This is a genomic window from Eubacterium sp. Marseille-QA0814 (assembly GCF_965119675.1).
Taxonomy (GTDB): domain Bacteria; phylum Bacillota; class Clostridia; order Lachnospirales; family Lachnospiraceae; genus Eubacterium_G.
Genome location: NZ_CBCPMG010000001.1, coordinates 1,296,110 through 1,317,052, shown reverse-complemented (window position 1 = coordinate 1,317,052; position 20,943 = coordinate 1,296,110). Strand labels below are relative to the sequence as shown.

Sequence of the window (20,943 nt, the reverse complement as noted above, 5' to 3'; positions counted from 1 at the left end):
ACGGTTTAGTTATATTTTGCAATTAATAATCATAATATAGAACAAACGAATATATGGGAGAAGCCCCATGAATGATTATATTGCAAAGAGAGCTGTGGCTGCAGGAGAATATCTGCTTTTGGCAAAAGCCACAGTAAGGCAAACGGCAAAGAAGTTTGGAGTTAGCAAGTCTACAGTGCATAAAGATGTATCAGAACGGTTAGTAGAAATAGATCCTGCTTTAGCAGCTAAAGTAAGAAAAATTTTAGAGAAAAATAAAAGCGAAAGACATATACGTGGTGGGATTGCAACAAGAGAGAAATATAAGCGTGAGAGAAGTTTAAAAGATAAATCTGCTGCTTCTCGCTAATTTGGGTTCCCAGGATACATAAAAAGAAAAACACAGCAAAAAGTATGGGAGCATCTTTTTTGCTGTGTTTTTCTTTTTATGTGCTTGGTTAACGTGTTGAATATATTAAAGCCATATGCTAGGCATATGGCTGTTGTTTACGGGGGACCTAGCGGGAATCTCACCCGCTAGGTTGAGTATGAAAAACTTAAAATACGTCATTATAGGGTATGACGTATACAAACTATGTGCACCACTCTAGGTAGTACTCTGTTATAGTAAGGGACGAATATGAATAAAATATGAACAAAATGTAAAAAAACTCGAAAATCGGCGAAAATAATAAAAAATAATAAAAAATCGGAAAATGCTGGTGAAAAACTGTGTAGATTTTTCCGTTAAAATTGGAAATAAAACATATACATTATAAAAAAAAGTTGTTATACTTTACTTTAGTGTGGATATTCTAAAATATAGAAGTATATTTTATATATGGAAAAATGAATGACCAAAGGAGAACTAAATGTTTAATACAGATATAGGAATAGATTTAGGAACAGCAAGTATACTTGTTTACATTAAAGGAAAAGGTGTGGTTTTAAAAGAACCATCAGTTGTGGCTATAGATCGCGATACAGAAAAGATTAAGGCTGTTGGTGAAGAAGCAAGATTAATGATTGGACGTACACCTGACAATATTGTTGCAGTAAGACCTCTTAAGCAGGGTGTAATTTCTGACTATTCAGTTACTGAACAAATGATTAGATATTTCATACAGAAATCAGTTGGAAAGCGTTCATACAGAAAACCACGTATTTGTGTTTGTATTCCAAGTGGTGCAACAGAAGTTGAAACAAAGGCAGTTCAGGATGCGGCTTTTCAGGCTGGAGCAAGAGAAGTTTTCGTTGTAGAAGAACCTTTAGCAGCAGCAATTGGAGCTGGTATTGAAATAAAGAAGCCATGCGGAAACATGATTGTGGACATTGGTGGAGGTACAACAGATATTGCTGTTATTTCTTTAGGCGGTACAGTTGTAAGTACATCAGTTAAAGTTGCCGGTGACGACTTTGACGAGGCAATTGTAAGATACATGAGAAAGAAACATAATCTTTTAATCGGTGACAGAACTGCTGAAGAAATAAAAATTGGAATTGGTACATGCTATAACAAATCAGAAAATAAGAAGATGGAAGTGCGTGGACGAAATCTTGTTACAGGACTTCCAAAAACAATAGAAGTTACATCAGAGGAAACAGAAGAAGCTCTTAGCGATGTAACAACAAGTATTGTAGATGCTGTGCATCGTGTGCTTGAACAGACACCTCCGGAACTTGCAGCAGATATTGCTGTAAGAGGGATTGTTTTAACAGGTGGCGGCTGTTTATTACATGGCTTGGATCAGCTGATTGAAGCAAAGACTGGTATTAATACTATGACAGCGGAAGATCCAATGACTGCTGTAGCCATAGGTACAGGTCAGTATTTAGAATATATTGACGAAGAAGATGCAGAAAAAATAAAGTAAAATAAAATTAAACATAAAGGCTGTCCAAAGAAACATAGGGGCAGCCTTGTTTTGATAAAAGGAACAATATGAAATCATTAAGTGGATATGTAGAAAGCATAACTTTTAGAAATGAAGAGAATGGTTATACGGTTTTAACTTTATCTTATGGAAAAAAAGAAATAAAATGCACTGGTAATTTTGGATATATTTCAGAAGGTGAATATTTAGAAATAGAGGGAGAAGAAGTTTTTCACGATATTTATGGAGAACAGATTAAAGTAACTTCTTATAAAGTAATTCCTGCAACAGATGAATTGTCGTTGAAAAAATATCTTGGTTCAGGTGCAATTAAAGGTTTGGGTGCAGTGCTTGCTAATCGTATAGTTGATAAATTTGGCGAGGATACTCTTAGAATAGTAGAAGAAGAACCTGAAAGACTTGCAGAGATAAGAGGCATTACCATAAGAAAAGCAATGGACATTTGTGAGCAGGTTGAAGAGAAAAAAGACATGCGTGATGTTATGATTTTTCTTCAGGGATATGGAATCAGTCCTACATTAAGTAATAAGATTTACACAATGTATGGTCAGAAAGTTTATGACATTATAAAAACTAATCCTTATAAGTTGGCAGATGACCTATCAGGCATTGGTTTTAAAACGGCAGATGAAATTGCACGTCGTGCAGGTGTGGAAGTAAATGCTTCTATTCGTATTAAAAGTGGCATGTGCTATGCCCTGTCGGATGCATCGTTATCAGGACATACGTATTTACCAAAAGAAAAATTAGTTGAGAAAACAATTAATCTGTTAGGCTTAAGGGATCAGTATCTTAATGCAGATGGAACTTATAATATGGATTTACTGGATAATTGTTTTACGGAGTTGGTTTTAGAGAAAAAATTAATACTAAAAAATATTGAAGAAAAAGATGCAGTATTTCTATCTACATACTATTACACAGAATTAAATATTGCCAGAATGTTGTTGGAATTAAATATTTCTACACCGGAAGATGATTATATAATGGGCGTTAAGTTAGATACAATTGAAAAACTTTCAGGAGTAGAATTAGATGATTTGCAAAGAAAAGCTGTAATAGAAACACAAAACAATGGTATTACAATTATTACAGGTGGACCGGGTACAGGTAAAACCACTACAATAAATGCCATTATACAAATGTTTGAAGCTGATGGGTTGGAAGTTAGTCTTGCGGCACCAACAGGAAGAGCAGCAAAGCGAATGAATGAGGCAACAGGTCATGAAGCTAAGACAATACACAGATTATTGGAAATTTCAGGTGGAGCATCAGAGGAAACCGGCAGAGATGAAATTGATGCAAAATTTGGCAGAAACGAACAAAATCCTTTGGAAACAGACGTAATCATAGTTGATGAAATGTCTATGGTAGACACTTTTCTTGTGCATGCGTTGCTGAAGGCCATAACAATAGGAACAAGAGTTGTTTTTGTTGGCGATATTAATCAGCTTGCAAGCGTTGGACCGGGTAACGTTTTAAGGGATATAATAGAGTCGGAACAATTTAGCGTTGTAAGACTTACAAAAGTTTTCAGACAGGCAGGGGAAAGTGGGATTGTAACTAATGCCCACAAGATTAATAAAGGCGAACAGGTGGCACTGGATAACAGCATGGGCGACTTCTTATATATAGAAAGAGAAAATGCACAGATGGCATTAAATGCTACAATTGGTCTTATGATGTCTAAATTGCCTCAATATGTAGAAGCAAAACCAATGGATATACAGGTTTTAACACCTATGCGTGGTGGAATTTTAGGAGTTAATTCTTTAAATGAACAACTGCAGAAATACATTAATCCTCAGGATGAAAATAAACGTGAAAGAGAAATCGCAGGCGTTATTTTTAGAGAAGGCGACAAGGTAATGCAGATAAAAAATAATTATCAGCTTGAATGGGAGCAGCGAAGTGAGGGCGGAAGAATATATGATAGTGGAACCGGAATTTTCAATGGCGACATGGGAATAATTACTACTATTAATAATACAACTAACACTATGGAAGTTGTTTTTGATGATGACAGATACGTTATATATGATTCTAAACAGGCTGAGGAGTTAGAACTTGCGTACGCAATAACTATTCATAAGTCACAGGGTAGCGAGTATCCTGCAGTTATTATGCCTTTAGTTTCAGGTGTCTCAATGCTTATGACAAGAAATCTTCTATATACAGGTGTTACAAGAGCAAAAAAATGTGTTTGTATTGTTGGTCGAAAAGAAACATTTTCGGCAATGATTGCAAATGAGGATCAGCATAGAAGATACTCGGGACTGAAATGGCAGCTTGTTAATTATTATAATGAAGAACAATAAATAAGGGGAACATGGAATATAGAAAAATAATACAGAAAATTTTTTATCCAAATGTTTGTCCTATATGCAATCAGGTTATAGGAATGAATCAAAGAATATGCAAAGAATGTAGGGATAAAATTAAAATAGTAAAAACGCCAGCCTGTCAAATGTGCGGTAAGCAGCTAACAAGTAATAATGCATTGTATTGTCAGGACTGTGCAAAAACTAAGCATGAATTTAACAAAGGCGTCTGCGTGTTTCAATATGTAGAAGAAATGAAATTAACTTTATACAGATTTAAATACGATAACAAAAGGTGTTATGGGGATTTCTTTGCTTATGTAGGAAACAGAAAGTATAGGAGCAAACTAAAACAATGGAAAATAGACAGAATTATGCCAATTCCAATGTACAAGGGTAAAGTGCAACAGAGAGGATACAATCAGGCAGAGGAGTTTGCAAAATACTTAAGTCACTACTCTAATATAACTTTAGACAAGACATCACTAATACGAGTAAGTGATACGAAACCTCAGAAAGGATTAAGTAGAAGTCAAAGAAGCAGTAACCTTAAGAACGCATTTGCAATTAAACCTGAAAAATTAAAAGGGGTGAAATCAGTTTTGCTTGTAGATGACATATACACAACAGGCAGCACAATGGACGCATGCAGCAGACTTCTAAAAAGTGCCGGCGTAAAAGATGTTTATTTTATGTGCATAGCAACAGGCATTGACAAATAATTAATAGAAGATAAAAAACAAAGGAAAAATATAAACTGAAAAAAGATGCTCTGAATGTAAGTAAGCAGAATACAAGTATAAAATTATTTGCTGAAAACTAATTTCTCTAAATGTAAGTAAAAACTTATTGACGTAAATAAAATGATATGATATATTTATGTAGCAAGAGAAGATGGGGTCTTTTTTTTTTGCAATAATTTATTGCTAAATATTACAAAGAAGTACCCTTAGGATAGAATAAAGCGGAGGTGAAACTCATGAGAACAAAGATTACATTAGAATGTACAGAATGCAAGCAGAGAAATTATAATACAACTAAGGATAAGAAAACACATCCAGATAGAGTTGAAACAAAGAAGTATTGTAAATTCTGTCAGAAGCACACATTACACAAAGAAACAAAATAGTCTATTGGAGGTGGAATTATGGCAGAAGCAAAGAAAAAATCAGGCTTAAAAAATTGGTTTACTGGTTTAAAAGCTGAATTTTCAAAAATTATCTGGCCAACAAAAGCATCAATCGTAAGACAGACTGTTGTTGTTGTAATAGTCACTCTTATTATGGGAGTTCTTATTGGTTTGATCGATCAGTTAATACAGTTCGGTCTTAATGGAATTATTGGTTAATAAGAATATATAAGAGGTGAGTAAATGGCAGAGGCAAATTGGTATGTTGTTCATACTTATTCAGGTTATGAAAATAAAGTAAAGACTAATATCGAGCAATCTATTGAAAATAGAAAATTGCAGGATCAGATATTAGAAGTATCAGTTCCAACACAGGAAGTGGTAGAATTGAAAAATGGAGTAAAGAAAGTTTCGGAAAAGAAACTTTTCCCTGGATACGTGCTTATAAACATGGTTATGAATGATGACACATGGTATGTTGTAAGAAATACCAGAGGTGTTACAGGATTCGTAGGTCCGGGGTCAAAGCCAGTTCCTCTTACAGAAGATGAAATGATGACTCTTGGTGTCAAAACTAACGAAAGAATCAACGTTGATTTTGAAGAGGGAGAAATGGTTAATGTTATCGCAGGCGTTTGGGCCGGAACAGCCGGAGAAATCAAACGTATTGATGAAACAAGACAGACAGTTACAATTAATGTGGACATGTTTGGTAGAGAAACTCCGGTAGAGTTAAACTTTAACGAAGTTAAAAAGTTGAAATAAAGCCTTTTAGGTTTTATGAAAGTGTATAATTACACTTATAGAAGAATGTTTCACGGTGCATCGTGAAGCAGTGGGAGGGGTTCCCGATAATACCACAATTTTTAGGAGGTGCCGAAAGATGGCAAAGAAAGTAGAAGGATACATTAAATTGCAAATCGAAGCTGGCAAAGCAACACCAGCTCCACCAGTTGGTCCAGCACTTGGACAGTGGGGATTAAACATCGTTCAGTTCACAAAGGACTTCAACGCAAGAACAGCTGATCAGCCTGGAATGATTATTCCTGTAGTTATCACTGTATATCAGGACAAGAGTTTTAGTTTTGTAACAAAGACTCCACCTGCAGCAGTTTTATTAAAGAAGGCTTGCAAAATCCAAAAAGGTGCAGGCAATTCATTAAAAGAACAGGTTGCTACAATTTCTAAAGCAGACTTACAGCAGATTGCTGAAACAAAGATGCAGGATCTTAACGCTGCAAACATTGAATCAGCTATGAGCATGATCGCAGGAACTGCTAGAAGCATGGGAATTAAGGTTGAAGACTAATCGACTAAAGGCAATAATTTAATCGAAAAAAGAATTGAAAAAACGTGGGAGGTATATCCGTTATTACCACGAGGAGGTTTAAATGAAGAGAGGTAAGAAGTATATTGATGCAGCAAAGACTATTGATAGAGCTGCTCAGTATGATACAGAAGAAGCAATTTCTTTAGTAAAGAAAAGTGCAGTTGCAAAATTTGATGAAACAATAGAATGCCACATCAGAACAGGTTGTGACGGACGTCATGCAGATCAGCAGATTCGTGGTGCTGTAGTATTACCTAACGGAACAGGTAAAACTGTTAAGGTTTTAGTTTTCGCTAAGGGTGCTAAGGCTGATGAAGCAGAAGCAGCAGGAGCTGATTTCGTAGGTGGCGAAGAATTAATTCCAAAGATCCAGAATGAAGGTTGGTTCGACTTTGACGTAGTTGTAGCTACACCTGACATGATGGGTGTTGTTGGTAGACTTGGTCGTGTACTTGGACCTAAGGGCTTAATGCCTAACCCAAAAGCAGGTACAGTAACAATGGATGTAACAAAGGCTATTGAAGAAATCAAAGCTGGTAAGATTGAATACAGACTTGATAAGGCTAACATTATTCACGTTCCAGTTGGTAAGGCTTCATTTACAGAAGAACAGCTTACAGAAAACTTCAACGCATTAATGGATGCTATCATTAAAGTTAAGCCTGCAGCAGTTAAGGGTGCTTACCTTAAGACTGTTACACTTACATCAACAATGGGACCTGGAGTAAAGGTTAACCCAACAAAGCTTACAAGTGCTAATGCTTAATTAGATTTTGCCTAATTGCATTAGAAAGTGTTTCTAATGCACACTGACAAAATATTGTAAACTTAGTTGACAATAAAATAATATTGTGCTAATATGCACAAGTGGTTGAAAACCAATTGCCGAAGACAGTAGGTATTTGTCGCTGATTTATCAGCTACGAATGTAAGTGCGAGAATGATTGTCGCCTACCGAGGGATTAAGTTAACAAACAAGACTTTATACCTCTCTGTCTTTAGGCAGAGAGGTTTCTTATATTATAAGAAATATAAATTCGTGCAATGAAGTTGACGACCTAAAATAAATAAGGAGGAAAACATTCATGGCAAAAGTAGAGTTAAAGCAACCTATCGTTGAAGAAATCTCAGAATTACTTAATGGCGCAGCTACAGCAGTTGTAGTTGATTATCGTGGATTAACTGTTGCTGAAGATACAGAACTTCGTAAGCAGTTAAGAGAAGCTGGTGTTGTATACAAAGTATACAAGAACACAATGATTAATTTTGCAATTAAGGATACTGAATTTGCAGATTTAGCTCAGCATCTTGAAGGACCTACTGCTATTGCAGTATGTAAAGATGATGCTACAGCAGCAGCTAGAGTATTAGCAAAATTCGCTAAGACAGCTGAAGCTTTAGAAATCAAGGGTGGTGTAGTAGACGGTGTTTACTATGATCAGGCAGGAATTGCTCAGATTGCATCTATCCCATCAAGAGAAGTACTTCTCTCAAAATTACTTGGTTCTATGCAGTCACCAATTACAAACTTCGCTCGTGTTATTAAGCAGATTGCTGAAAAAGACGAAGAAGCAGCATAGAAATTAAGAAACAATTAAAAAATGGACATAAGTTTATGAACATTCAATAAAATTAGAATAATTAGGAGGAATTTACAATGACAACAGAAGAAATCATTGAAGTAATTAAAGGTTTAACAGTATTAGAATTAAATGACCTTGTAAAGGCATGTGAAGAAGAATTTGGTGTATCAGCAGCAGCAGGTGTTGTAGTTGCAGCAGCAGGTGCAGAAGGCGGAGCAGCTGAAGAAAAGACAGAATTCGACGTTGAATTAACAGAAGTTGGTGATCAGAAGGTTAAGGTTATCAAGGCAGTTAAGGATGCAACTGGTTTAGGACTTAAGGAAGCTAAGGAAGTAGTTGACGGAGCTCCTAAGGTAGTTAAGGAAGGTGTTTCTAAGGAAGAAGCTGAAGCACTTAAGAGCCAGTTAGAAGAAGTTGGAGCAGTTGTAACTCTTAAGTAGTTATAAACTAATCTGATAAAAAAGAGAATTTAAGGGAATCGGAGAATATCCGGTTCCCTTTTTACGTATAAAAGAGGCTCTTTGTCAAGCTTGGGAGTAATCCCTCACATAAAATAGATACCTTTGAGTAAAATGATAATTTTTGCAAATTTTAATTTGCGATTTTTAGGGAAGTCAAAAAAATAAAGTCTTGACTTTTTAAGAAAAAAATGGTAAATTCAAATATGCTATGCATTAAAGGGCGTATTGCGCCCAAATGAGAGCATTTTGGTTTACATAAAAACCAAAGAACTAATAAAATTAAGTGATAGCAACAAAATTTTTAATTATATTAAGACAAGGAGAGTAACGTCGATGGAGAAGAACAGAATCACTCCTGTTAAGGCAGGAAAAGGTATTCGTATGAGCTATTCAAGATCAAAAGAAGTTCTTGAAATGCCAAATCTTATTGAAGTTCAAAGAGATTCATATGAATGGTTTCTTACTACAGGTCTAAAAGAAGTATTGGATGATATATCCCCTATTGAGGATTATGCCCAAAACTTAAGTCTTGAATTTATTGACTTCAAATTATGTGAAGAAGATAAAAAGTACACTATTGAAGAGTGTAAAGAAAGAGACGCAACTTATGCCGCACCTTTAAAGGTAAAAGTAAGACTCCACAACAAGGAAACAGGTGAATTTACAGAACATGATATTTTCATGGGTGATTTACCACTTATGACTGCAACAGGTACATTTGTAATCAATGGTGCAGAACGTGTAATTGTCAGCCAGTTAGTTCGTTCACCGGGTATATACTATGTTATTGGACACGATAAGGTAGGTAAGGAATTATATACATCACAGGTAATTCCTAACCGTGGTGCATGGTTAGAATACGAAACAGATTCTAATGATGTTTTCTATGTACGTGTAGATAGAACAAGAAAAGTTCCTGTAACAGTTCTTATTAGAGCATTAGGTATTGGAACAAATGCAGAAATTATTGATTTATTTGGTGAAGAAGAAAAACTTCTTGCTACTTTTGAAAAGGATTCAAGTGATGATTACGAAAGCGGTCTTTTAGAATTATATAAGAAGATTCGTCCAGGTGAACCACTTAGTGTTGATAGTGCTGAAGCTATTATTTCAGGTATGTTCTTTGATGCAAGAAGATATGATCTTGCCAGAGTAGGTAGATATAAATACAACAAGAAACTTGCTTTCCAGAGCAGAATTGTTGGTCAGTTTTTAGCAGAAGATGTTATTAATACAACAACAGGTGAAGTTTTAGCAGAAGCTGGAACTAAAGTAACAAAAGAACTTGCTACAGACATTCAGAATGCAGCTGTTCCATCAGTAATGATTCAGACAGACGTTAAGAATGAAAAAGTATTATCAAACATGGCTGTTGACATTAACGCTTATGTTGATTTTGATTGCAAGGAATTAGGAATTTTAGAAAATGTTTACTATCCTGTACTTGCTGAAATTTTAGCAGAAAATGAAACAGAAGAAGAGTTAAAGGATGCTATTAAGAGAAATGCTCACGAATTAGTTCCAAAGCATATAACAAAGGAAGATATCCTTGCATCAATTAACTACTTATTAAACATTGAATACGGTATCGGAAGTGTTGATGACATCGACCACTTAGGAAACAGACGTATTCGTGCTGTAGGTGAATTACTTCAGAACCAGTACAGAATTGGTCTTTCAAGAATGGAAAGAGTTGTTCGTGAAAGAATGACAACACAGGATCTTGAAGGAGTTTCTCCACAGACATTAATTAACATTAAACCTGTAACTGCAGCTGTTAAGGAATTCTTCGGAAGTTCACAGTTGTCACAGTTTATGGATCAGAATAACCCACTTGGTGAGTTGACACATAAGAGACGTTTATCAGCGTTAGGACCTGGTGGTCTTTCAAGAGATCGTGCAGGATTCGAGGTTCGAGACGTTCACTATACTCACTACGGAAGAATGTGTCCTATCGAGACACCTGAAGGACCTAACATCGGTCTTATTAACTCATTTGCATCTTTCGCAAGATTAAATGAGTATGGATTTATTGAAGCTCCTTACAGAGTTGTTGATAAGTCAGATCCTGAAAACCCAAGAGTTACAGATGAAGTTGTATATATTACAGCAGATGAAGAGGATGCATATACAGTAGCACAGGCTAACGAACCATTAGATGAAAACGGCTACTTCATTAATAAGAACGTATCAGGTCGTTTCAGAGAAGAAACATCACAGTTTGACAAGAAGAGAATTGACCTTATGGACGTTTCTCCTAGAATGGTATTCTCTGTAGCTACATCAATGATTCCTTTCTTACAGAACGATGATGCTAACCGTGCCCTCATGGGATCAAACATGCAGCGTCAGGCAGTTCCACTTATCACTACAGAAGCTCCTGTAGTTGGTACAGGTATGGAAGGAAAGGCAGCCGTTGACTCAGGTGTTTGTATTGTTGCAAAACGTGCAGGTGTAATTGAAAAGTCAACAGCAAGAGAAATTGTTATTAAGTATGATGATAATGGAGAAAAAGAATCATACCACTTAACAAAATTTGCAAGAAGTAACCAGAGTAACTGCTATAACCACAGAAACATTGTTTTCAAGGGTGACCATGTAGAAGCAGGCGAAGTTATCGCTGACGGTGCTTCAACATCAAACGGTGAAATCGCTCTTGGTAAGAACCCACTTATTGGTTTCATGACATGGGAAGGTTATAACTACGAAGATGCTGTACTTCTTAGTGAAAGATTAGTTCAGGATGATGTTTATACATCAATTCATATAGAAGAATACGAAACAGAAGCAAGAGATACAAAACTTGGACCTGAAGAAATCACAAATGATGTACCAGGTGTTGGTGATGAAGCAAGAAAAGACCTTGATGAAAGAGGTATCATTAGAATTGGTGCTGAAGTAAGAGCAGGTGATATTCTTGTTGGTAAGGTTACACCAAAGGGTGAAACAGAACTTACACCAGAAGAAAGATTACTTAGAGCTATTTTCGGAGAAAAAGCAAGAGAAGTAAGAGATACATCACTTAAGGTTCCTCATGGTGAAACAGGTATCGTTGTTGATGCTAAGGTATTCAAGAGAGAAAACGGAGACGAATTAGCTCCAGGCGTAAACGAATCAGTTCGTATTTATATTGCACAGAAGAGAAAAATCTCTGTAGGTGATAAGATGGCTGGTCGTCATGGTAACAAGGGTGTAGTTTCAAGAGTATTACCAGTTGAAGATATGCCATTCTTACCAAATGGTAGACCACTTGATATTGTACTTAACCCATTAGGTGTACCTTCACGTATGAACATTGGACAGGTATTGGAAATCCACTTAAGCCTTGCAGCTAAAGTATTAGGATTTAACATTGCAACTCCTGTATTTGACGGTGCAGACGAGTATGACATTATGGATACTCTTGAACTTGCAAACGATTATGCAAATACAGAATGGGAAGACTTTGTTGCTAAGTACAAAGACGTATTAAAACCGGAAGTTATGCAGTATTTAGAAGAACACCTTGATCATAGAGAAGAATGGAAGGGCGTTCCAATTGCTAGAGATGGTAAAGTTAGACTTAGAGACGGTAGAACAGGTGAATATTTCGATAACCCTGTAACAATCGGTTTCATGCATTACTTGAAACTTCACCACTTAGTAGATGATAAGATTCATGCTCGTTCAACTGGTCCTTACTCATTAGTAACTCAGCAGCCACTTGGTGGTAAAGCTCAGTTCGGTGGACAGAGATTCGGTGAAATGGAAGTTTGGGCACTTGAAGCTTACGGTGCATCATACACATTACAGGAAATCTTAACATTTAAGTCAGATGACGTTGTAGGACGTGTTAAGACTTACGAAGCAATTATTAAGGGTGAAAACATCCCTCAGCCGGGTGTTCCTGAATCATTCAAGGTACTTGTAAAAGAACTTCAGGCATTAGCACTTGATATTAACGTATTAGACAAAGATAATAATGTTGTTGAATTAAAAGAAAGCATTGATTATGGTGAAACAAGCTTTAATGCTATCTTAAATAACGACAGCAAGAATTATAGTCAGAATAAAGAAGACAGCCAGGATTTTGCTAAGGCTGGATATCATACACAGGAATTTGTTGGAGAAGAACTTCAGACAGTTAATGCTGATGGAACAGTATTTGAAGACGGTCAGGAAAATTAATAGAAGGGAGATTTGATCATGGCAGATGTAAACGTAAGTGAACAGCTTGCATTCGATAAAATTAAAATCGGTCTTGCTTCACCGGAAACAATCAGAAAGTGGGCTACTAGAAAAGTAGGCGACAAAGAAGTTTTAGGCGAAGTAACAAAACCGGAAACAATTAACTACAGAACATTAAAGCCTGAAAAGGACGGTTTATTCTGTGAAAAGATTTTCGGACCTAATAAGGACTGGGAATGTCATTGTGGTAAATATAAGAAAATCAGATATAAAGGTGTAGTCTGCGATAGATGTGGTGTTGAAGTGACAAAATCAAGCGTTCGTCGTGAACGTATGGGTTGTGTTGTTTTGGCAACTCCTGTATCACATATTTGGTACTTTAAAGGAATCCCTTCAAGAATGGGACTTATCCTTGACATTTCACCAAGAATTTTAGAGAAGGTATTATACTTTGCTTCATATATAGTGCTTGATCCAATGGATACAACATTAGAATATAAGCAGGTTTTATCAGAAAAAGAATATAGAGAAGCTTATGAAGAATTTGGTGGAAAGTTTAGAGTAGGCATGGGTGCTGAAGCAGTTAAAGAATTGCTTCAGAGCATCGATGTTGAAAAAGAAGCTGAAGAATTAAAAGCTGAATTATTTGAAGCTACAGGTCAGAAGAAGGCTAAGATTGTTAAGAGACTTGAAGTGTTTGAGGCATTTAGAAGCTCAGGAAACAAGCCTGAATGGATGATTATGGATGTAATTCCTGTAATTCCTCCAGATATCAGACCTATGGTTCAGTTAGAGGGTGGTAGATTTGCTACATCTGACTTAAATGACTTATACAGAAGAATTATCAACAGAAACAACCGTCTTAAGAGACTTCTTGAGTTAGGCGCACCTGAAATTATTATCAGAAATGAAAAGAGAATGCTTCAGGAAGCTGTTGATGCTTTAATTGATAATGGTAGACGTGGTAGAGCGGTTACAGGACCTGGTAACAGACCTCTTAAGTCACTTTCAGATATGCTTAAAGGTAAGCAGGGACGTTTCCGTCAGAACTTACTTGGTAAGCGTGTTGACTATTCAGGACGTTCGGTTATCGTAGTAGGACCTGAACTTAAGATTTACCAGTGTGGTCTTCCAAAAGAAATGGCTATCGAATTATTCAAGCCATTCGTTATGAAAGAATTAGTAGAACAGGGTACAGCACATAACATTAAGGCTGCTAAGAAGATGGTAGAAAGACTTCAGACAGAAGTTTGGGATGTACTTGAAGAAGTAATTAAAGAACATCCTGTTATGTTAAACAGAGCTCCTACACTTCATAGATTAGGTATTCAGGCGTTCGAACCTGTATTAGTAGAAGGTAGAGCTATTAAGTTACATCCATTAGTATGTACAGCCTTCAATGCCGACTTTGATGGTGACCAGATGGCTGTCCATCTTCCACTTTCAGTAGAAGCACAGGCAGAATGTAGATTCTTACTTCTTTCACCTAACAACTTGTTGAAACCATCAGATGGTGCTCCTGTAGCAGTTCCTTCACAGGATATGGTACTTGGAATTTACTATTTAACAATGGATAAGATGGTTGATCATTCTAGGGATGAAGAAATCGTTGCCCAGGCAGGTGATAAGCTTTACGGTTCAGAAGAAGAAATTAAGGAAGCATTAGATGCAGGTAAGTTAGGTACACATGATTATATCAGATATGACGCTGGAGACAGAATTGTAGTATGTGAACCTATTGACGTTTTAGGACATTACTTTAGTGATGAAAACCAGGCTATTTTAGCTTATGAAAATGGTGATATTTCTCTTCACCAGAAGATTAGAGTTAAGAGAAAAGTATTTAACGGTAAGGGAGAAAAAGTTGAAGGCGTTATTTCAACAACACTTGGACGTTGCTTATTCAATGAAATTCTTCCACAGGATTTAGGCTTTGTTAAGAGAGAAACTGATGAAGATTACCTTAAGTTCGAAGTTGATTTCCACGTAGGAAAGAAAGGCTTAAAGCAGATTCTTGAAAAAGTAATCAACAATCATGGTGCTACAAAGACTGCAGAAGTTCTTGATAACATCAAAGCTATGGGTTACAAGTTCTCAACAAGAGCAGCCATGACAGTTTCTATTTCAGATATGACAGTACCTGAAGCTAAGAAGACTATCTTAGCAGAAGCTGAAAAGACAGTAGATAAGATTACAAAGCATTTCCGCAGAGGTTTCTTAACAGATGAGGAAAGATACAAAGAAGTAATCGAAACATGGCAGGAAGCCGATAACCAGATTACAACAGCCCTTCTTGGTGGGCTTGATAAATACAACAACATCTTTATGATGGCTGACTCAGGAGCCCGTGGTTCTGACAAGCAGATTAAACAGCTTGCCGGTATGCGTGGTTTGATGGCTGATACAACAGGTAAGACTATCGAACTTCCTATTAAGTCAAACTTCCGTGAAGGACTTGACGTATTGGAATACTTTATTTCAGCCCATGGTGCTAGAAAGGGTATGTCAGATACAGCCTTAAGAACAGCCGATTCAGGATACCTTACAAGAAGACTTGTAGACGTATCACAGGATTTAATTATTCGTGATGTTGATTGTTGTGAAGGCAAGGCAATTCCGTATATGGAAATTGAGTCATTAATGGACGGTAGCGAAGTTATCGAAAGCCTTGAAGAAAGAATTACAGGCAGAACTGCAGCAGAAACAATGTATGATGCAGATGGAAATGTAATTGTTAAAGCAAATCATATGATTACACCTAAAAGAGCAGCAGCTATTATTGCTACAGGTGTTGATAAAGTTAAGATTAGAACAATTCTTACATGTAAGTCACATGTAGGTGTTTGTGCTAAATGTTATGGTGCAAACATGGCTACAGGCCAGAGAGTACAGGTTGGTGAAGCAGTTGGAATTATTGCTGCTCAGTCAATCGGTGAACCTGGTACACAGCTTACTATGAGAACATTCCACTCTGGTGGTGTTGCCGGTGATGATATTACACAGGGTCTTCCTAGAGTAGAAGAATTATTTGAAGCTAGAAAACCAAAGGGACTTGCAATTATTGCTGAGTTCGGTGGTAGAGCTGAAATTAAAGAAACAAGAAAGAAACGTGAAGTTGTTGTAACAAACGAAGAAACAGGAGAATCAAAGGCATATCTTATTCCTTATGGTTCAAGAATTAAGATCCTTGATGGTACAATGCTTGAAGCAGGTGATGAACTTACAGAAGGTAGTATCAACCCACACGATCTCTTAAAGATTAAGGGACTTCGTGCAGTACAGGATTACATGATTCGTGAAGTACAGAGAGTTTACCGTTTACAAGGTGTAGAAATCAACGATAAGCACGTTGAAGTTATTGTACGTCAGATGCTTAAGAAGATTAAGGTTGATACAGCAGGAGATTCAGAATTCTTACCTGGAACAACTGTTGAAGTTCTTAACTTCAATGAAGTAAACGAAGAACTTGAAGCACAGGGCAAGGAACCGGCAACAGGTACACAGATTATGCTTGGTATCACAAAGGCTTCACTTGCTACAAATTCATTCTTGTCAGCTGCTTCATTCCAGGAAACAACAAGAGTTCTTACAGAAGCTGCTATTAGTGGTAAGGTTGATCCACTTGTTGGTATTAAGGAAAACGTACTTATTGGTAAGTTAATTCCAGCCGGTACAGGTATTGAAAGATATCGTTCAGTAAAATTAAGCACTGATAAGAATCAGGTTCCTGAAGATGAAGAAGTGTTATCAGTTTCAGAAGATGAAGAAGTTTTAGCTGTTTCTGAAGATGCAGAAGGAAATGAAACATTAGAAGTTTCTGAAACAATTGAAGTTACAGAAGAATAGTAGAAGATTATAATCTCACACTAATTAAATAAGACAGTTCGAAACCATCCTGTCTATAAAAAAAACTAGGGAAACAATCACATATGTGGTTTAAAAAGAGTGCCCTAGTGGCGCTCTTTTTTCTGTAATAAGAAATTCTCTCAGAATTTATTATTAAACAAAAAAAGTTCCACTATAGATGCGCACTCGTGGGAAAGGAAAAAGTTCCACTATAGATGTACACTCGCGCAATAGGAAAAATGTTGCGAACGGACACGCGCTCGGTGCGTAGAATATCCCAAGAGAGATTGTTATGTTGGTAGGTGATGGCTGCAAATGGCGTAAGTGCAGATTTTGCGATTATCATTTAGACAGCAGTTTGGATATTGAAGCAAACTACAAGATTAACAAAGAAGCTTTAGAGCAGGTTACAGGACTTTATAATGAATTAGAAGTTATTAATTCAGGTAGTTTTGTTGATTTAGATGAAAAGACAATTTCTTTAATAAAGAAGATTTGTTTAGAGAAAAATATTAAAACAATTCATTTTGAATGTCATGACATGCATAAAGATGATGTTAAGGATTTTAAGAAAAGTTTCGAGGACCTTGGTGTAGAAAGCATTATTAAATTAGGTCTTGAAACCTTTGACTATAATTTAAGGGAAAATGTATTGGTTAAAGGAATTGAGGAGAAAGGTCCTAAGTATAAGGATAATAAAAGAGTGGATATTTTGTTAAATAACACAGATTTCGGAGTGGGAGAGAACAAAGAGTAGATATAGTTGAGAAAGAAAAAAACAAATTAGTTTTTTACTGTGAAAAATCAATTGCAAATACGTAAAAGATGAAATCGCAGAAAAAATAAAGACATTATACCGGCTAGCAGAGAAATTAATGCGATAGCTGTAAATTACAAAAAAGAGGAGGATAAGTATTATGTCTAACGAAGTTTTATTGTTACTTTCAGTTTTAATTATTTATGGAAGCACACTAATTTTTTTAAAGGTGTTTGGAAAACAGGGCTTATATTGTTTTACATCAATAGCAACAATTGCAGCAAATCTTGAAGTTTTAATTGTAATTATTGCATTTGGAATGGAAATGACTTTGGGAAATGTACTATTTGCATCAACTTTCCTTGTAACTGATATTATCAGTGAAATATATGGAAAGAAAGAAGCAAAAACAGCAGTACATATAGGTATAGCTACATCAATACTTTTTGTAGTTTTGTCACAGTGGTGGTTACTTTACACACCTGCAAAATCAGATTTTGCAATGCCTGCAATGAAAACAATATTCTCAAATACACCAAGATTAATGATTGCCAGCATGCTTGTATACGCAATTGTACAGGAATTTGATGTGTGGGCATATCACAAATGGTGGGATTGGACTGAAAAGAAATTTGGCTCAAGGTACAAATTTCTTTGGTTAAGAAACAATGGTTCAACATTAATTTCTCAGTTTTTAAATAACTTATTATTTAATTTGGCTGCCTTCTGGGGAATACATAGCGTTAAAACTATTATTAATATTGTAATATCAAGTTATGTTATTTTTATTGCGACAAGTTTACTTGATACACCTTTTGTTTATTTGGCAAGAAGAATGCATAAGTCAGAAATGAAAAAGGTAGAGGCTAAACAAGAGTAAAAATAGTATAAGAATTTATAAAAACAAATAAAATAGATATGCATATAGAATTAGAGAGATATATATAAATAATATAGCATTAAATATAAATTTAAAAATGGAAGTCAAAATTAATTGGCTTCCATTTTTTTCAGTTCAGGCAATACTGTAAGTAGCATTGTTGTGAAACAGATGCTACCGCCGATTACGTTGGAGATTGGCTCCGCAATGAAAACACCCTGTGGACCAAGCTTCATCATAAAAGGAAGTATGTAAGTTAAAGGAACTACGATAATGACTTTCCTTAATAAAGAAAAGAAAATCGCCTGTTTCTTTTTGTTAAGAGACTTAAATATTGTCTGACCTATATATTGTAAATCCATAAAAATAAATGCAGCAAAATACATTTTTAAAGCAGGTATTGCATCTGCCATTAAATTAGTGTCTGATGTAAATAAAAGTATCAGATATTTGGGTGCAATGATAATAACACTCCATAAAACAATTGTGTACGCAATTACAAGAGTCATTAAAACAGCACCGGCTTTTTTGACACGCTTTGGTCTTTTTGCACCATAATTATAACTAATAATAGGAGAAGTTCCCTCATTAATTGCATAAATAGGTGTTTCAATCATCTGACGGAGACTTGACACAATTGTCATAACGGAAATGTAAACGTCTCCACCAACAATTGACAACACATGATTGCAACAAATAGAAACAAGACTGTTGGTTAATTGCATAATAAAACCTGCTGTACCAAGACTGATGATGTTTTTTGCGTAGTCAATGGAGTTTCTAAATTCATTTCTTTTTAAAAATCTAACTTTAAGTTCAGCTTTTTTCTCAAGAAAATAAAATACAAATAAAGCAGAGAAAATCTGTGAAATCACAGTTGCAATGGCAGCACCTTTAATACCCATGTCAAAAACGAATATAAAAATAGGATCTAATATTAAGTTGGATATAGCACCAACGGCAACTGAAAACATACCGGTAGTGGCATAACCTTGGGCATTAATAAAAGGATTCATACCTGTTGAAATCATTGATGGTAAAGTACCAATAAGATAAATCATCATATATGGATAAGCATATTTTAGGGCGATTTCTGAAGCACCAAAAATAACTAATAGAGGTTTTGCGAAAACCATGCCAAGAGTCATAATAAAAAAGGCACTAACACATAGCATTGAAAAAGAGGTATTCATAATAGTTCTAGCTCTCTCTGAGTCACCCATGCCACGTTTAATAGAAAAAAGAGGTGCACCGCCACTTCCAAAAAGATTGCTAAATGCAGTTATAATTACAACAATTGGAAAACAAAGTCCAACAGCCCCAAGAGCTGTAGTTCCCACATGTGGAATTCTTGCAATATATATTCTGTCAACAATGTTGTAAAGGAGGCTTAAAACCTGAGCCACAAGCATAGGTAATGCAGCACCTAAAATATTTCCTGTAACAGAACCATTCTCAAAATCTATTCGTTTCATGATAAAAATTTCCTTTCCAAGTATAATAAAAAATTTTGAAAATAAATACTATAAGAATAGTGTATATGATAAATCGTTGTAGAAATATTATAACACCATTTACACAATATGCCGAAAAAAAGAACTAAAACGTTGTTTTAATTCTTTTAAATGTTTATATTCTGTTGCTAAAATATCTATATTGAGATTTTTATATTTACATTAAAATCTTAATATTGAAAATCTTGCATTAAGATGTATATTCAGATTAAAATCTTCCCATTGAAATTCTCGTATTAAAAGAAAAACAATTACTCAATATCTAACAATTTGTCTACAGCTTTTTGCAATTTAGGATTGCGTCTGTATTGCTTAACCAGTTCTTCCTCATGCTTTGTTATATTAAAATTTAAATCACGATTATAACCAAAAGTTCCTAAAATGTTGTGAATATTATATATGTCGCACAACGTAAGCAAAGTATCAGCATTAGGCTGCGTCTGACCACTTTCCCAGCCCTATATAGTTTTGTCGGCAGCCTTAATATTTTGGTTTTCAAGTAAAATAGAAACTTGGTGAACTGTTAAGTTGTTTCTTCTTCGGTACGCTTTAAGCACCTTTGCAATATTTTCATTTTTCATTATAAAAAACACCTCTTTCCTTATAATAAATGATGCGTATAACTACGTCAAACTATTCTTTCAAAACAAGAAACAAAAGATTGAAATTCTCGACTACAGAGAATATAATAAGGTATGAGCAGAAAAATAAGCGCGACGATAGGAGCATTTATTTTTACCTCATACCTTAATTTTATTTTTGGAAGAATGAAGTGCTTTTTTTGCGAAGCAAAAAGAAAAATAAAATCTATAAAAAGAGCAGAAAAATAAGCGCGACGATAGGAGCATTTATTTTTTAATAGAACACAGATGGTGGCATAAATGAAAAAGAAAGATAATGTTTCGGAAAAATTAGTTGAATACATAAAACAGAATAATATTTCAATAGAACAGATTTCAAAAGACACGGGAGTTAGTGGCTTTAAATTATCTAAGACCGATGTGGTTTTTACAGCATCGGAATTTTTGGAATTATGTTCTTATTTGAATGTGTCACCGGAATCGTTTAAATAACATTGTAA

Annotated in this window: 18 protein-coding genes and 1 other annotated feature; of the genes, 16 read left to right on the top strand and 2 right to left on the bottom strand. The window is 35.4% G+C overall.

Features of this window, described 5'->3' with window-relative positions; all coding sequences use genetic code 11:
• Positions 1–67 precede the first annotated feature (67 nt).
• From spoIIID to ACQY63_RS06115, 15 genes are all read left to right on the top strand, one after another.
• The gene (gene spoIIID, locus ACQY63_RS06185) at positions 68–349 is read left to right on the top strand and encodes a sporulation transcriptional regulator SpoIIID (RefSeq protein ID WP_296963259.1); all 282 of its coding nucleotides are present in this window, start codon (positions 68–70) and stop codon (positions 347–349) included.
• Positions 350–851: 502 nt separating this feature from the next.
• Complete coding sequence (locus ACQY63_RS06180) at positions 852–1,853, top strand: rod shape-determining protein (protein ID WP_117998536.1); 1,002 nt, start codon at positions 852–854, stop codon at positions 1,851–1,853.
• Between the two features lie 68 nt (positions 1,854–1,921).
• Complete coding sequence (gene recD2, locus ACQY63_RS06175) at positions 1,922–4,192, top strand: SF1B family DNA helicase RecD2 (protein WP_428244889.1); 2,271 nt, start codon at positions 1,922–1,924, stop codon at positions 4,190–4,192.
• 11 nt (positions 4,193–4,203) lie between these two features.
• Complete coding sequence (locus ACQY63_RS06170) at positions 4,204–4,917, top strand: double zinc ribbon domain-containing protein (protein WP_428244888.1); 714 nt, start codon at positions 4,204–4,206, stop codon at positions 4,915–4,917.
• Between the two features lie 257 nt (positions 4,918–5,174).
• Positions 5,175–5,324, top strand: a complete 150-nt coding sequence (gene rpmG, locus ACQY63_RS06165) for a 50S ribosomal protein L33 (protein WP_022165495.1) — start codon at positions 5,175–5,177, stop codon at positions 5,322–5,324.
• Positions 5,325–5,342: 18 nt separating this feature from the next.
• Positions 5,343–5,543, top strand: a complete 201-nt coding sequence (gene secE / locus ACQY63_RS06160) for a preprotein translocase subunit SecE (RefSeq protein WP_022165494.1) — start codon at positions 5,343–5,345, stop codon at positions 5,541–5,543.
• Between the two features lie 24 nt (positions 5,544–5,567).
• Positions 5,568–6,089, top strand: coding sequence for a transcription termination/antitermination protein NusG (nusG, locus tag ACQY63_RS06155; protein ID WP_022165493.1), 522 nt, complete (start codon positions 5,568–5,570; stop codon positions 6,087–6,089).
• Between the two features lie 118 nt (positions 6,090–6,207).
• Positions 6,208–6,633 (top strand): 50S ribosomal protein L11, encoded by a 426-nt coding sequence (gene rplK / locus ACQY63_RS06150; RefSeq protein ID WP_022165492.1) that lies wholly within the window; start codon positions 6,208–6,210, stop codon positions 6,631–6,633.
• Between the two features lie 82 nt (positions 6,634–6,715).
• The gene (rplA, locus tag ACQY63_RS06145; protein WP_022165491.1) at positions 6,716–7,420 is read left to right on the top strand and encodes a 50S ribosomal protein L1; all 705 of its coding nucleotides are present in this window, start codon (positions 6,716–6,718) and stop codon (positions 7,418–7,420) included.
• 101 nt (positions 7,421–7,521) lie between these two features.
• Positions 7,522–7,680 (top strand) — a sequence feature (ribosomal protein L10 leader region).
• A gap of 59 nt (positions 7,681–7,739) precedes the next feature.
• The gene (gene rplJ, locus ACQY63_RS06140; protein WP_022165490.1) at positions 7,740–8,234 is read left to right on the top strand and encodes a 50S ribosomal protein L10; all 495 of its coding nucleotides are present in this window, start codon (positions 7,740–7,742) and stop codon (positions 8,232–8,234) included.
• Positions 8,235–8,311: 77 nt separating this feature from the next.
• Positions 8,312–8,677 carry a 50S ribosomal protein L7/L12 gene (gene rplL / locus ACQY63_RS06135; protein ID WP_022165489.1) on the top strand — a complete coding sequence of 122 codons (366 nt, stop codon included), beginning with the start codon at positions 8,312–8,314 and terminating at the stop codon, positions 8,675–8,677.
• Positions 8,678–9,031: 354 nt separating this feature from the next.
• Positions 9,032–12,865, top strand: a complete 3,834-nt coding sequence (locus ACQY63_RS06130) for a DNA-directed RNA polymerase subunit beta (protein WP_022165488.1) — start codon at positions 9,032–9,034, stop codon at positions 12,863–12,865.
• A gap of 18 nt (positions 12,866–12,883) precedes the next feature.
• On the top strand, positions 12,884–16,711 hold the full coding sequence (gene rpoC / locus ACQY63_RS06125; RefSeq protein ID WP_412622995.1) for a DNA-directed RNA polymerase subunit beta': 3,828 nt from the start codon (positions 12,884–12,886) through the stop codon (positions 16,709–16,711).
• Positions 16,712–17,003: 292 nt separating this feature from the next.
• Positions 17,004–17,468, top strand: coding sequence for a radical SAM domain protein (locus ACQY63_RS06120; RefSeq protein WP_022165486.1), 465 nt, complete (start codon positions 17,004–17,006; stop codon positions 17,466–17,468).
• A 160-nt stretch (positions 17,469–17,628) separates the two neighbouring features.
• Entirely contained in the window at positions 17,629–18,348 is a 720-nt protein-coding gene (locus ACQY63_RS06115; RefSeq protein WP_022165485.1) for a queuosine precursor transporter, read from the top strand.
• A gap of 110 nt (positions 18,349–18,458) precedes the next feature.
• On the opposite strand, the gene ACQY63_RS06110 is transcribed toward ACQY63_RS06115, so the two are convergent.
• Both ACQY63_RS06110 and ACQY63_RS06105 read right to left on the bottom strand, forming a co-directional pair.
• Entirely contained in the window at positions 18,459–19,823 is a 1,365-nt protein-coding gene (locus ACQY63_RS06110; protein WP_428244887.1) for an MATE family efflux transporter, read from the bottom strand.
• 497 nt (positions 19,824–20,320) lie between these two features.
• Positions 20,321–20,443, bottom strand: a complete 123-nt coding sequence (locus ACQY63_RS06105) for a hypothetical protein (RefSeq protein ID WP_428244886.1) — start codon at positions 20,441–20,443, stop codon at positions 20,321–20,323.
• A gap of 300 nt (positions 20,444–20,743) precedes the next feature.
• On the opposite strand from ACQY63_RS06105, the gene ACQY63_RS06100 reads away from it, so the two are divergent.
• On the top strand, positions 20,744–20,935 hold the full coding sequence (locus tag ACQY63_RS06100; RefSeq protein WP_022165483.1) for a helix-turn-helix transcriptional regulator: 192 nt from the start codon (positions 20,744–20,746) through the stop codon (positions 20,933–20,935).
• The last annotated feature ends 8 nt before the right edge of the window (positions 20,936–20,943 follow it).